The 14,242-nt window shown below is 69.6% G+C and carries 7 protein-coding genes; 4 read left to right on the top strand and 3 right to left on the bottom strand.

Annotated elements, in window-relative coordinates:
- Window positions 1-364 precede the first annotated feature (364 nt).
- The gene (locus tag Acy02nite_RS18060; RefSeq protein WP_203742083.1) at window positions 365-1,414 is read right to left on the bottom strand and encodes a LacI family DNA-binding transcriptional regulator; all 1,050 of its coding nucleotides are present in this window, start codon (window positions 1,412-1,414) and stop codon (window positions 365-367) included.
- A 185-nt stretch (window positions 1,415-1,599) separates the two neighbouring features.
- Here Acy02nite_RS18060 and Acy02nite_RS18055 point away from each other — a divergent pair, with 185 nt between their 5' ends.
- Genes Acy02nite_RS18055 through pulA form a run of 4 tightly spaced genes read left to right on the top strand, consistent with a single transcriptional unit; the run spans window position 1,600 to window position 10,676 of the window.
- The gene (locus Acy02nite_RS18055; RefSeq protein WP_203742081.1) at window positions 1,600-2,853 is read left to right on the top strand and encodes a sugar ABC transporter substrate-binding protein; all 1,254 of its coding nucleotides are present in this window, start codon (window positions 1,600-1,602) and stop codon (window positions 2,851-2,853) included.
- Entirely contained in the window at window positions 2,853-4,400 is a 1,548-nt protein-coding gene (locus Acy02nite_RS18050; RefSeq protein WP_203742079.1) for an ABC transporter permease subunit, read from the top strand. Before Acy02nite_RS18055 ends, Acy02nite_RS18050 begins: the two co-directional genes overlap by 1 nt.
- A complete protein-coding gene (locus tag Acy02nite_RS18045) occupies window positions 4,397-5,242 on the top strand; it encodes a sugar ABC transporter permease (protein ID WP_203742077.1) in 846 nt (281 codons plus the stop codon). The genes Acy02nite_RS18050 and Acy02nite_RS18045 overlap by 4 nt, the downstream gene beginning before the upstream one ends.
- Before the next feature lie 55 nt (window positions 5,243-5,297).
- The gene (pulA, locus tag Acy02nite_RS18040; RefSeq protein WP_203742075.1) at window positions 5,298-10,676 is read left to right on the top strand and encodes a pullulanase-type alpha-1,6-glucosidase; all 5,379 of its coding nucleotides are present in this window, start codon (window positions 5,298-5,300) and stop codon (window positions 10,674-10,676) included.
- Between the two features lie 136 nt (window positions 10,677-10,812).
- Here the strand turns inward: pulA and Acy02nite_RS18035 are convergent, their stop codons facing one another.
- Both Acy02nite_RS18035 and Acy02nite_RS18030 read right to left on the bottom strand, forming a co-directional pair.
- Complete coding sequence (locus Acy02nite_RS18035; RefSeq protein ID WP_203742073.1) at window positions 10,813-13,227, bottom strand: putative bifunctional diguanylate cyclase/phosphodiesterase; 2,415 nt, start codon at window positions 13,225-13,227, stop codon at window positions 10,813-10,815.
- A gap of 105 nt (window positions 13,228-13,332) precedes the next feature.
- The gene (locus tag Acy02nite_RS18030) at window positions 13,333-14,217 is read right to left on the bottom strand and encodes a sulfite exporter TauE/SafE family protein (RefSeq protein ID WP_203742071.1); all 885 of its coding nucleotides are present in this window, start codon (window positions 14,215-14,217) and stop codon (window positions 13,333-13,335) included.
- Window positions 14,218-14,242: the final 25 nt, after the last annotated feature.

The raw sequence follows: 14,242 nt of genomic DNA, 5'->3' as shown, positions 1-14,242 counted from the left end.
ATCAACACCCGGGACGCGCAGTGGCGCGGGTCACATCAACAATCCGTGAACAGTGCTGCCCACGGCTCGTTCGCCCTGCGCCGCGTTGCAAGCGGAGCGCATGTCCTTGCGGTGGATGACCGGAAACGTCGTACATCCCGGGGCTGTTTCCGGCGGGAAGGGGCGCGGGCTGCGATGATGGTGGTCGCGTGAAGGAGTCCAAGAACACGCTCTCCCGCGCGTCCGTCATGTTGATCACGCATTTCGCGCAAGAACTTGCAGCAAGTTTCTTCCAAAGACGACGCAGGGCGGCCGAGTGCCGACGGTCGGCATGTCGCGCAGGAGGCGGGTGAGGGCGACCCGCCGCCGGCCGGATCGGCGGGGCTCAGGCTGCGGAGATGTCGGCGGTCAGGGCCCGCCGGGCCGGCGCCATCGCCGTCGAGTTGCGCACCACCAGCTCGGGCCGGAAAAGGTACTCCGACCTGGGCGAACCGTGCCCGTTGATGTCGTCGACCAGCGAGCGGACCGCCGCCACCGCCATGGCCGCCACCGGCTGGCGCAGGGTGGTCAGGGGCGGGTCGGTGAACGCCATCAGCGGCGAGTCGTCGAACCCGATGATCGAGACCTCGCCGGGCACGTCCATCCCGCGCCGGCGGGCGGCCCGGATCGCGCCGAGCGCCATCAGGTCGGAGCCGCAGATGATGCCGGTGACGCCCTTGGTCAGCAGTCGCTCGGCCGCGACCTCACCACCCTCGACGCCGAAGAGGGTCAGCTCGACCAGGTCGTCCGCCTCGGAGGAGAGGATGCCGAGCTCGCGCTGCATGGCGGCGCGGTACCCGGCGAGCTTGCGCTGGACGGGGCTGAACCGGTGCGGCCCGGAGATCATGCCGATGTGGCGGTGGCCGAGGGAGGCGAGGTGGCGGACGGCGAGGTCGCCGGCCATCTGCTCGTCGCAGGAGACGAACGGGGCGGCGATGCCGTCGGTGTGCCCGTTGACCAGCACGATCGGCAGGGGCCGCTCGATCAGCCGGTGGTAGCGCTCGACGTCCATGGTGGTGTCGGCGTGCAGGCCGGAGACGAAGACGATGCCGGAGACCTGCCGGTCGAGCAGCATCTCCACGTACTCGTCCTCGGTGACGCCGCCGGGGGACTGGGTGCAGAGCACCGGCGTGTAGCCCTGCTGGGCCAGCGTCGACTCGATGACCTGCGCGAACGCCGGGAAGATCGGGTTGTCCAGCTCGGGCACGACCAGGCCGACCAGGCCGGCGCTGCGTTTGCGCAGCCGCTCGGGGCGCTCGTAGCCGAGCACGTCGAGAGCGGTGAGGACCGCCTGCCGGGTTTCGGCGGAGACGCCGGGACGGTCGTTGATGACGCGAGAGACCGTCGCCTCGCTGACCTGGGCTTGACGGGCGATGTCCGCCATCCGTGCACGCATGGTGCCACTGTAGTGCCGCGCCGTTTCCGGTCAGCGCTCTGCAAGCTCTTCCATTGACTGCAAGAGCTTGCTAACGTCCCCGCAACAAGGACGTCACCTTACCCATCCTGTGGGCGCTGAGCTGTCTTCGCGCCCAGGTCATCCCTTTTGTAGCGCTGAATCCGTATAAGAACGGGAGCTTCACCATGCGCATCCGCACCGCCGGAGTGATCGCGGCCAGCCTGCTCTGCCTGGTCGGCGCCGCCGCTTGTGGCGACAGCACAGAGACGCCCAGCAGCACCCCGTCCGCCGACAAGGCCGGCGGCGAGCTGGTGATCTGGGCCGACGACAAGCGTTCGGCCGCCCTCAAGCCGTTCGCCGACAAGTTCGGCCAGGAGAACGGCGTCACCGTCAAGATCCAGGCGATCTCGAAGGACCAGCAGACCACCTTCCTCACCGCCTCCCAGCAGGGCAGCGGCCCGGACGTGATGGTCGGCGCGCACGACTGGATCGGCAACCTGGTGCAGAACGGCGCCATCGACCCGGTCCAGCTGACCGACGCGCAGAAGACCGGCCTGCAGGCGGGCGCGCTCAAGGCGGTCACCTTCAACGGCCAGACGTACGGCGTGCCCTACGCGACCGAGAACCTCGGCCTGATCCGCAACACCGAGCTGGCCCCGGCCGCCCCGGCCACCATGGAGGACCTGGTCGCGCAGGGCAAGAAGCTGGTGGCGGCGAAGAAAGCCTCCGAGATCCTCTGCCTGCAGTCCGGCCCGACCGGGGACGCCTACCACGCGTACCCGCTCTACGCCTCGGCCGGCGGTTACCTGTTCGGCACCACCTCCAGCGGCGACTACGACGCCAAGGACCTCGGGGTCGGCAAGCCGGGCTCGGTCGCCGCGTTCGAGAAGCTGCGGTCGCTGGGGGAGAAGGGTGACGGCGCCCTGAAGCGCTCGATCACCCCGGACAACGCGGTCGCCACGTTCACCGGCAAGAAGTGCGCGTTCCTGGTCTCCGGCCCGTGGGCGACCGCGGACGCCAAGAAGGCCGGCATCGCGTACGACATCAGCGCCGTCCCGCCGTTCGCCGGCGGCAAGGAGGCCACCCCGTTCCTCGGCGTGCAGACCTTCTACGTCGCGGCGAAGGGCAAGAGCAAGGCGCTCGCCCAGGAGTTCGTCACCAACTACGTGACCACCCCTGAGCTGGCCGTCGCGCTCTACCAGGCGGACCCGCGCCCGCCGGCGCTGACCACCGCGCTCGACCAGGTCAAGGCGACCGACCCGGACGTGGCGAAGTGGGCCGACGCCGGGAAGAACGCCCTTCCGCTGCCGGCGATCCCCGAGATGGCCGCCATCTGGGAGCCGTTCGGCAAGGCCGAGGCCGCCGTCATCGGTGGCGCCGACGCCAAGGCCACTGTCGACGCCGCGGCCAAGACCATCTCGGCCGCGATCACCAAGTAATGACGACGCTGCTCGAGGGGCCCGCCACGCGGGCCCTTCCCGCCCCCGACGAGAAGAGTGCCTCGGCCCTGGGCCAGGGCATCAAGATCGTCCTGCTCGGCCTTGTCGTCGCGATCGCCGTCTGGGCCGCGTTCCCGCTGGTGCAGGCCGAGTACTGGGCCGGTCTGGGCCTGCTGGTGGCGGCCACGGCCGGGTTGCTCTACCTGTACCTCACGCCGCGGCACGTCCCGGCGAAGTACCTGGTCCCGGGCACGATCTTCCTGGTCGTGTTCCAGATCTTCCCGGTGCTCTACACGGCGAGCACCGCGTTCACCAACTTCGGGGACGGTCACCGGGGCAGCAAGGCCGAAGCGATCACCGCCATCCAGACCGCTTCGGTGACCCGGGTGCCCGGCTCCACCGAGTACCAGCTCAAGATCATCACCAAGGGTGACGCGCTGGCGTTCCTGATCACCGATCCGAAGTCCGGCCAGGTGTCGATCGGTGACGCGACCGGGCTGAAGCCGGTCGGCGAGAACCCGCCGACGGGCTGGACGGTGCTCACCGCCGGGCAGGCGAGCGCCCGGAGCAGGGAGATCACCGACTTCGCGGTGCCGACCAGCACGGGCGCCATCCGGTCGTCGGGGCTTTCCCGCGCGTACGAGGGAAAGGCTGTTCGTGCCTTTGATCCTGCCTCGGACAGCATCAGGGACACGGCCACCGGCAAGGTGTGGAAGGCCGACGACGCGATCGGCGCGTTCGTCGCCGAGGACGGTGACCGGCTCGCGCAGGGCTGGAAGGTCGGCGTCGGGCTGGCCAACTTCACCCGGGTGATCACCGACGACACCATCGCGTCGTCGTTCCTGGGCACGCTGATCTGGGACTTCGTGTTCGCGATCGGCTCGACCGGCGGCACGTTCCTGCTCGGCATGTGCTGCGCGATCGCGCTGCAGTCGACCCGGATGCGGTTCCGCGGGCTGTACCGGATCCTGATGGTCCTGCCCTACGCCATGCCGTCGTTCGCGATGCTGCTCGTCTGGCGGGACATGTTCAACACCGACTTCGGCCTGATCAACAACGTGCTCGGCATCCACGTCGACTGGCTGGGGACACCGATCACCGCGCAGCTGGCGGTGCTGCTGGTCCAGCTCTGGCTCGGCTATCCGTACATGTTCCTGGTGACCACCGGGGCGCTGCAGGCGATCCCGGCCGAGCTGACCGACGCCACCAAGGTCGACGGCGCCGGCCCGTTCCAGGCGTTCCGGGCGATCAAGCTGCCGCTGCTGCTGGTCGCGCTGACGCCGCTGCTGATCTCGTCGTTCGCGTTCAACTTCAACAACTTCAACGCGATCTACCTGACCACCGAGGGTGGCCCGTTCCCGGCCGACAACCCGAACGCGGGCGCCACCGACCTGCTGATCACCTACACGTACCGGCTGGCCTTCGGTGGTTCCGGCGCCCAGTACGGCTTCGCCGCCGCCATCTCGATCTTCATCTTCCTGATCGTGGCCGTGGTCTCCACGGTGAGCTTCCGCCGCACCCGCGCGCAGGAGGAGGTGTATTCATGAAGTGGTTTCGTGACACCGGGTGGCGTCATCTGGTCGCCGTGCTGGCGGTGATCTTCTCGCTCGGGCCGATCCTGTTCGTGCTGTCGGCGGCGCTGAACCCGCTGGGCACGCTGTCGTCGAGCACCCTGGTCCCGAGCGGGGCGTCGCTGGACAACTTCACCCGGCTGCTCTCCGGCACGAGCTTCCCGCACTGGTTCCTCAACTCGGTGATGATCGCCGGGCTGGCCAGCCTGACGTCGATCTTCCTCTCCGCGCTCGCGGCGTTCGCGTTCAGCCGGCGGCGGTTCACGGGACGCCGTACGGGATTGCTGTTCCTGTTGTTGATCCAGATGTTCCCGCAGTTCCTGGCCGTCGTCGCGCTGTTCCTGATCTTCTCCGAGATCACCGACCTGTGGCCCGGGATCGGCTTCAACACCTGGTGGGGCATGATCCTGCTCTACCTCGGCGGCGCGCTGGGCGTGAACACCTGGCTGATGAAGGGCTTCTTCGACACCGTGCCGAAGGAGCTCGACGAGTCGGCCACCGTGGACGGCGCCTCGCACACCGGGATCTTCTTCAGGATCCTGCTGCCACTGGTCTCGCCGATCATCGCGGTCGCCGGGCTGCTCGCGTTCATCGGCACGATCAACGAGTTCCTGCTGGCCAACCTGTTCCTGCGGGACGGCGCCTCGAAGACCCTCGCGGTCGGCCTCTACGGCCTGGTGCAGGGCTCGGACCGGAACACCAACTTCGGGATGTTCTGCGCCGGCACGCTGCTCACCGCGATCCCGACCGTCGGCGTCTTCCTGTATCTGCAGCGCTACATCGTGGAGGGCCTGAGCGCCGGCGCGGTGAAAGGATGAGCCCGCACCGATTGATGTATCGACATGGAAGAACTCCCGATCGGAAGGGTGCATAGTGGCATCGAGTCCATCGCGGTGGGGAACCGCGCTGCTCAGCCTTCTCCTCCCACTTCTCGTGGTCCCGGCGGGCGAGGCGACCGCGGCTCCCGCGGAGCCCAGCGCGTCGGTCATCGCCAACTGGGGCTCCGACCGGCCCGCGACCAGCGAGCAGTACTACTTCGTCCTGCCGGACCGGTTCGCCGACGGTGACCGGGCCAACAACCGGGGCGGGCTCGCCGGCGACCGGCTCGCGACCGGCTACGACCCTGCTGACAAGGGCTTCTACCACGGCGGTGACCTCAAGGGTGTGATCGACAAGCTCGACTACATCCAGGGGCTGGGGACGACCGCGATCTGGCTCGCGCCGGTCTTCAAGAACCGTCCGGTGCAGGGCAGCGGCAACGACATCTCAGCCGGTTACCACGGGTACTGGATCACCGACTTCACGCAGGTGGACCCGCACTTCGGGACCAATGCCGACCTGAAGAGGCTGGTCACGCTCGCGCACCGGCGGGGCATGAAGATCTTCCTGGACATCATCGTCAATCACACGGCTGACGTGATCAAGTACCAGGAGAACAAGTACTCGTACGTCGACAAGACGACCTCGCCGTACACGGACACCGAGGGCCAGCCGTTCGAGGACCGGAACTACGCCTCCTCGGGCCGATTCCCGCACACCGATGTCACCAGCTACCCCTATACGCCGATCTTCGCGAACAAATCGGACGCCACGGCGAAGGTCCCGGCCTGGCTGAACGACGTGAACATGTACCACAACCGCGGCGACTCCACGTTCTCCGGCGAGAACAGCGAGTACGGCGACTTCTACGGCCTCGACGACCTGTGGACCGAACGTCCCGAGGTGGTCCGGGGGATGACGAAGATCTACGCCGACTGGATCGGCTCGACAGGCATCGACGGCTACCGCCTCGACACGGTCAAGCACACCGACCTGGACTTCTGGCCGCAGTTCTCGCAGGGCATCCAGAAGGCCGCGAAGAAGGCCGGCAAGGACGACTTCTTCATGTTCGGCGAGGTCTACAGCGCCGATCAGGAGATCGAGTCCACCTACGTACGGCAGGGTGAGCTCCCCGCCACGCTGGACTTCTCGTTCCAGGCGGCGGCGCAGGCGTTCGTCGCCGGCGCCGGCACCGCGACAGCGCTGTCGGACGTCTACGCCAAGGACGACCTCTACACCACCGCGACGACCGGTGCCGATCGGCTGCCGACGTTCCTCGGCAACCACGACATGGGCCGGATCGGCTCGTTCATCGCGAGCACCGCGACCGCCGACACCCAGCTCCAGCGCGACCGACTGGCACACGAGCTGATGTTCCTGACCCGCGGGCAGCCGGTCGTCTACTCCGGCGACGAGCAGGGCTTCACCGGGCCGGGCGGCGACAAGGACGCCCGTCAGGACATGTTCGCCAGCAAGTCCGCGGACTACCTGGACGACGACCTGATCGGCACCGACCGCACGCACGCGGTGGACAACTACGACACCTCGCACCCGCTCTACCGGACGATCGCGTCGCTCGCGAAGCTCCGCAAGGCGAACCCGGCCCTGGTCAGTGGCGTACAGACGACCCGCTACGCGTCCGGGAGCGTCTTCGCGGTCTCGCGCACCGACACGTCGAAGCGGGCCGAGTACGTGGTCGCGGCCAACAACGCCACCACCGCCCGGACGGTCAGCTTCGCGACCTCGTCGCCGGGCGCCACCTTCACCGGCCTCTACGGCGCGTCGTCGCCGGTGACCGCCGGGGCCGACGGCCGGATCACGATCACCGTGCCCGCCCTCGGCACGCTCGTCCTCCGCGCCGGCACCCCGGTGGAGAAAAGCGCCGCCGCGCCGACCGTGAGCCTCAAGCCCGCCGCCGGCACCCCGGTCGCGACCCGCACCGAGCTCACCGCGGAGACCACCGGCGACCCGCTCGCCACGGTGACCTTCGCGGCGCAGGCCGGCAACGGCCCGTGGAAGCTGCTCGGCACCGCGGACAAGGCGCCGTACCGGATCTACCACGACCTCGACGGTCTGGCCGGCGGCACGCCCGTGCGGTACAAAGCGGTGGTGCGCGACAGCAAGGGGCGCCTCGCCTCCTCGGCCACGACCATCACGGTGGGTACGGCGGCAGCACCCTCGACCGTCGACTACGCGATCGTGCACTACCAGCGCCCGGCCGGCGGCTACGACGACTACGGCCTCTACACCTGGGGCGACGTGGACCCGTCGATGTCCACCACGTGGCCCGCCGGTCAGCCCTTCGCGGGCGAGGACGCGTACGGCCGCTTCGCGTACGTCAAGCTCGCCCCGAACGCCAAGAGCGTCGGGTTCGTCGTGGTGAGCAAGGACGGCGTGAAGGACACCGACGCCGACCGTGCACTGGATCCGGCGAAGAACCCGGAGGTGTGGCTCAAGCAGGGCGACCCCGCCGTCTACACGACCCCGCCGGCAGTGGAACAGGACCGATCGAAAGCGGTCATCCACTGGCGTAAGGCGGACGGGAACTACGACGGCTGGGGCCTGCACGTCTGGGACGGCGCGGCGACCGGCACGGACTGGGGCAGCCCGCTGAAGCCGGCGCGGATCGACTCGTACGGCGCGGTCTTCGAGGTTCCTCTCGCCGAAGGCGCGGCCGGGCTGAACTACATCCTCCACAACGGCGACACCAAGGATCTGCCCACGGATCAGCGGCTCACCTTCGCCGAGTCGGGACACGAGGTCTGGCTGCTCGCCGGGCAGGCGAACCGGTTGCTGCCACTGGTCAAGAGCGCGGGCGGCGGCGGGACGATCGACGTGACCAAGGAGTCGGCGGTCTGGATGGACCGCTCGACGATCGCCTGGAAGACCAGCACCGGCACGACGCTGCAGGAGGTCGGCGCCGGGACCGACGGCAAGGTCTACGACCTGGTCCACTCGCCGACCGGCGGGATCGGCGTCGCGGACGGTGAGCTGACCGGTTCGTTCTCCTCGGTGCGGTTGAGCGCGCGACGCAACGGCTTGACCGAGGCGCAGCGTTCCCGCTTCCCGCACCTCTGGCAGTACGGCGCCTTCACGGTTCCGCCGTCCGGCATCCAGGACATCCTGCGCGGTCAGGTCGTGGTCACCGAGCGGGACGCCACCGGCAAGCTGCTCGCCGCGACGGGGGTGCAGACCGCCGGCGTGCTCGACGACGTCTACTCCCCGGCCGTGGACGCGGACCTCGGCTACGTCAACGGCAAGGTGTCCGTCTGGGCGCCGACCGCTCGCAGCGTCGACCTGGAGGTCTACGACGCCGTGGGGGCGAATCCCGTGGTCACGCCGATGACCAGGAACGACCGGACCGGCGTCTGGTCCCTGCCCGTTCCCCGCGCGACCTACGGCAAGTACTACAAGTTCCGGGTCACGGCCTGGCAGCCCGCCGTCGACAGGATCGTCACGGCGTCGGTGACCGACCCGTACTCGGTGGCCCTGTCGACGGATTCCCGGCTGAGCCGGTTCGCCGATCTGAACGACCCGGCGCTGGCCCCGGCGGGGTGGAGCTCGCTGAAGAAGCCGGCCGCCACCGCGCCTGCGAAGATCCAGATCCAGGAATTGTCCGTACGGGACTTCTCCATCTCCGATTCGTCGGTGCCGGCTGCCCAGCGGGGCACGTACGCGGCGTTCACGGGTTCTTCCGCGGGCATGAAACACCTGGCGGACCTGGGGAGGTCCGGCGTCACGCACCTGCACCTGCTGCCGGTGTTCGACTTCGCGACCATCCCCGAGAACCGTGCGGACCAGGCCCAGCCGCCGTGTGACCTGGCCTCCCTGCCGCCCGATTCCGATCAGCAGCAGGCGTGCATCGCGAAGGTCGCGGACCGGGACGGCTACAACTGGGGCTACGACCCGCTGCACTACACGGTCCCCGAGGGCGGCTACGCGGTCGACCCGGCCGGGCGCACCAGGGAGTTCCGCACCATGGTCGCCGGGATCAACAACGCCAGCCTGCGCGTGGTGATGGACGTCGTCTACAACCACACGTCGGCGGCCGGGGTCGACGACAAGTCGGTGCTCGACCAGATCGTCCCCGGTTACTACCAGCGGCTGCTCGCCGACGGCACGGTGGCCGACTCGACCTGCTGCGCCAACACCGCGCCGGAGAACGCGATGATGGGCAAGCTCGTCGTCGACTCGATCGTGACCTGGGCCAAGCAGTACAAGGTCGACGGGTTCCGCTTCGACCTGATGGGCCACCACCCGAAGGCGAACATCCTGGCCGTCCGCAAGGCGCTGGACAAGCTCACCCCGGCACGTGACGGCGTCGACGGCAAGAACATCTACCTCTACGGCGAGGGCTGGAACTTCGGCGAGGTGGCGAACAACGCCCGCTTCGTCCAGGCCACCCAGGTCAACATGGCCGGCACCGGGATCGGCACGTTCAACGACCGGCTCCGGGACGCGGTCCGCGGCGGCGGGCCGTTCGACGAGGACCCGCGCGTCCAGGGCTTCGCGTCGGGGCTGGCCGAGAGCTCCTCGAGCGCGGACCGGGCGCGGCTGCGGCACTACCAGGACCTGATCAAGGTCGGTCTGACCGGCAACCTCGCCGGGTACTCGTTCACCGACTCGTCCGGCACCGTCGTCACCGGGTCGCAGGTCGACTACAACGGCTCACCGGCGGGTTACACCGCCGCGCCGGACGAGGCGATCACCTACGTGGACGCGCACGACAACGAGATCCTGTACGACGCGATGGCGTACAAGCTGCCGCAGGCGACCCCGGCCACCGACCGGGCCCGTTCGCAGTCGGTGGCGCTGGCCACCACCGTCCTCGGGCAGGGCGTCGGGTTCGTGGCGGCCGGCAGCGAGCGGCTGCGCTCCAAGTCGCTCGACCGCAACTCGTTCAATTCTGGGGACTGGTTCAACGAGATCGAATGGGACTGCACCCGGGGCAACGGCTTCGGCAGGGGACTGCCGCCCGCGGCCGACAACCAGGCGAAATGGCAGTACGCGAAGCCGCTGCTCGCCGACCCGGCCCTCACACCGGACTGCGCGGCGATCGGCCTGGCCGACAGCCGCTACCAGGAGCTGCTGAGAATCCGCCGGTCGTCGCCGGTCTTCGGCCTGGCCACCGCTGCCGAGGTGCAGCGGCGGGTGGCGTTCCCGCTCTCCGGCAAGGACGAGACGCCCGGCGTGATCACGATGACGCTGGACGCCCGCGGCCTCGACGGGAAGTGGAAGTCGATCACCGTGGTCTTCAACTCCACGGCCTCGGCCGCCACGCAGCGGGTGCCGTCGCTGGCCGGGGCGAGGATCGCGGTACACCCGGTGCAGCAGTCCTCGGCCGACCCGCTGGTCCGGACCGCGTCGTTCACCCCGGCGTCCGGTACGTTCACAGTCCCCGCGCGTACCGTCTCGGCCTTCGTCCAGAGCTAGGAACGCACGGACCGGATCCCCGGCCCCGCTCACCCGATCAACCCGGGAGGGCGGGGCCGGCTGGCGTTGAGGGTTGCCCGCGCCCGTTTTGTGAACCGTGAGTGCCAGCCGGAGGGTGCGAGCCGGGTACCTGCGGTCAGGCGCGCAGGCTGGGGGTGGACAGGCGGCTGATCAGGGCCTCGGCCGGCTCGGGGCGGCCCAGGTGGTAACCCTGGGCGAACTTGCAGCCCATCACGGTCAGCAGGCTCAGCTGCGAGGCGTCCTCGATCCCCTCGGCCACCACCCGCAGCCCGAGCGTGTGGCCGAGTTGGATCACCGCGTTCACCAGCTCCTGCTGACGCCCGTTGCCGGCCATCCCGTCGATGAACGAGCGGTCGATCTTGAGGACGTCCACCGGGATGTCCCGCAGGTACCCCAGCGACGAGTACCCGGTCCCGAAGTCGTCGATGGCGATCTTCACCCCCAGTTCGCGCAGTTCCTCGAGGCGGACCGAGGTCACCGCCAGGTCACGCATCATCACGGTCTCGGTCAGCTCCAGGACCAGGCACTGTGCGGAGAGACCGGTGCTGGACAGTGCGTACGCCACCTGGTCGGTCAGATCCGGCACCTCCAGGTGCGCGGCGGAGAGGTTGACGCTCACCCAGGCCGGGGCGGTGGCCGGGTCGTCGTCCTGCCAGCGTTTGACCGCGCGGCACGCCTCGAACAGCACCCACCGGTCGATGTCCACGATCACGCCGGTCTCCTCGGCGAGCGGGATGAACGAGCCGGGCATCCGCAGCCCCCGCTCCGGGTCCTGCCAGCGGACCAGGGCCTCGGCGCCGGCCATCTGCCCGGCCGGCACACCGACCACGGGTTGCAGGTGCAACCGCAGCTCGCCCCGGCGCACCGCGTCGCGCAGCCGCGCCTCCTCGTCGAGCCGGTTCAGCAACTGCTCGTGCATCTGGGTCTCGAAGGTCAGGAACCGGTTCTTGCCCTGCTCCTTGGCCGCGTACATGGCCACGTCGGCGTTGCGCAGCACCTCGTCGGCGTCGCCGTACCGGGCCGCGTCGGGGACCACGCCGACGCTCACCGAGACCAGCGACTCCCGGTTGTGGATCAGGAACGGCCGGGCCAGCACCGTCAGGCACTCCCGGGCGAGCCGCTCGACCGTTTCCGGGTCGGCGTCCTCCAGCAGTACGGCGAACTCGTCCCCGCCGAGCCGCGCCACGGTGTCCTGCGGGCGCAGCGCGTGGGTGAGCCGCTCGGCCGCGGTGCGCAGCAGCAGGTCACCGGCGTTGTGGCCGAGGCTGTCGTTGACCCGCTTGAAACCGTCCAGGTCGAGGTAGAGCACGGCGAGCGGCCCACCGGTGGCCCGGGCCCGGGCGAGCGCGTGCTCCAGGCGGTCCAGCAGCAGCTTGCGATTGGGCAGGTTGGTCAGCCCGTCGTGCAGGGCCTGGTGCCGCAGGTCGTGCTCGAGGGCGCGCTGCCGGCTGACGTCCCGCAGCACGATCACCGCGCCGATCGGGCGACCGGCCTTCTCGATCTCGCTGGCCGTGTACTCCACCTGCACGCTCGTGCCGTCCGGCCGCTGCAGGGCCACCTCGCGGGTGCCCGGGGTCAGCCCGTCCCCGGCGTCCGGCAGGACCGCGGTGGCCTCCCGCCCGAGCAGCCCGCTGACGCCGAGCCCGGTGATCCGCCCGGCGGCCGCGTTGGCGAACGTGATCCGCCCGGCCGGGTCGACGCCGCAGATGCCCTCCCCGGCGTTGGCCAGGATGCTGTCGGTGTACTCCTTGGCCAGGATCTCCCGCGCCGACGAGTCCAGCTGCTCGGCCATCGCGTTGAAGGCCGTCGCCAGGCGGCTGATCTCGTCGGCGTCGCCGTCGGTAGGCACCCGGTGGGAGTAGTCGCCGGTGCGGACCACGTCGACCGCTGTGGTCAGCGAGGTGATCCGCCGGGTGAGCGAACGGGCCAGCAGGTGCCCGACCAGCAGGACCAGAACGAAGGCGACAGCGGCGACGACCATGACGATGATCTGGGTCTGCCGCGCGGTGGCGAGCATGTCGTCGTAGAGCGGGGTGTACTCCAGGACGACCGCGCCGATCGTCGTCCCGGCGGCGTTCTGCATGGGCACCACGACCTGCTTGATGCCGGCCGGGTAGTCCACGCTCTTCTCGACGAAGATCCGGGACTCGCCGTCGGCGATGCTCCGGCCGATCTCGTCGCCGGTGTCGTGGTCGAAGAGCGAGCCGACGTTCTCCGGCACGGCGTCGCCGAGGATCCGCTTGCCGGTGTCCACCGCGACGACGTCCCGGTGCTGGGTGTCGTGCAGCCGCTCGATGTAGTTGGCGAGCGACCTCGGGCTCTTGTACAGCGGCTCGACGTCCTCGCCCGGGGTGTCGATCGGCAGGCCGAGGGCGATGTCCTTGCCGATGCCCCGGGCCACCTGCGCGGCCTCCTTGGCGGCGGCACGGCGCGCCGAGTACAGGTCGGCATACCAGGCGGCGCCCGCGGTGGCGATGACGAGGCAGGCCACCACCAGGTATCCGGCCAGCAGCTTCCGTCGAACGCTCATCCGACCTCCCACTGGTGAAGATCGGCAGGAGCCGCCCGGAGATGAGTGCGCGCCGGGAGGCCGGCGAGGCTCCCGGGAGAACCGGCGGTGCGCCTGATCGCCGGGTCAGACGGAGACGGTCTCCCGCTCGCGCTCCACGGCGGCGGACTTCCTCCTGCCGGTCAGCCCCACGGCGACGGCGACGACGACCGCGATGCCGGTGATCACGCCCACCAGCAGGGTGGACACGTCGAAGAGCTTCAGCGAGCTGGCCAGCAGCACGATGATCAGCGCGGAGCGGACCAGGCCGCCCGGCGCCCGTGAGGAGATGCGGGAGCCGATCAGCACGCCCGGGATCGAGCCGAGCACCACCGCCCCGGCGATGTCCAGGTGCAGGTCGCCGAAGATCGCGTGCCCAAGCGCGGCCGCGGTGACCAGCGGGATCGCCTGCACCAGGTCGGTGCCGACCAGGTCGTTGGCGCGCAGCCGGGGGTAGAGGGCGAGCAGCGCCACGATGATCAGCGAACCGGAGCCGACCGAGGTCAGGCCCACCACGAGGCCACCCATCACGCCGATGAGCAGGGTGGGCAGCGGCTTGACGACGATCTCGGCGGGCGGCCCGTCGCCGTTGCGGCGGCCGATCCACGCCTTCGCGGCCATGCCGGCGGCGGCCAGCAGCAGCGCCACGCCGAGGCTGATCTTAACGACGTGCTGGACGCTCTCGTCGTCACCGAGCAGGCGCAGCAGCAGAACGCCGAGGAACGCGCTCGGCACGCTGCCGGCGCAGAGCCAGGCGACCAGCTTCCAGTTCACCGTGCCGCGCCGGGCGTGCACCGCGCCGCCGAACGGCTTCATCACCGCGCTGGCCGCGAGGTCGCTGCCGATCGCGGCGACCGGGTTGACGTGGAAGAGCAGCACCAGGATCGGGGTCATCAGGGCACCGCCGCCCATGCCGGTCAGACCGACGATGATCCCGACGCCGAGGCCCGCGAGCGCCATGGTCGGGTCCATGGGCAGGAATTCTGCTCGACCATCG

The sequence above is a fragment of the Actinoplanes cyaneus genome, from assembly GCF_016862095.1.
In the GTDB taxonomy this organism is placed as follows: domain Bacteria; phylum Actinomycetota; class Actinomycetes; order Mycobacteriales; family Micromonosporaceae; genus Actinoplanes; species Actinoplanes cyaneus.
This window is presented reverse-complemented; position numbering and strand designations above follow the sequence as displayed.

Coding starts and splice junctions, on each gene's coding strand:
- Acy02nite_RS18060 (WP_203742083.1), bottom strand. CDS start 1,414: ATGCGTGCACGGATGGCGGACATCGCCCGTCAAGCCCAGGTCAGCGAG.
- Acy02nite_RS18055 (WP_203742081.1), top strand. CDS start 1,600: ATGCGCATCCGCACCGCCGGAGTGATCGCGGCCAGCCTGCTCTGCCTG.
- Acy02nite_RS18050 (WP_203742079.1), top strand. CDS start 2,853: ATGACGACGCTGCTCGAGGGGCCCGCCACGCGGGCCCTTCCCGCCCCC.
- Acy02nite_RS18045 (WP_203742077.1), top strand. CDS start 4,397: ATGAAGTGGTTTCGTGACACCGGGTGGCGTCATCTGGTCGCCGTGCTG.
- Acy02nite_RS18035 (WP_203742073.1), bottom strand. CDS start 13,227: ATGAGCGTTCGACGGAAGCTGCTGGCCGGATACCTGGTGGTGGCCTGC.
- Acy02nite_RS18030 (WP_203742071.1), bottom strand. CDS start 14,217: ATGGACCCGACCATGGCGCTCGCGGGCCTCGGCGTCGGGATCATCGTC.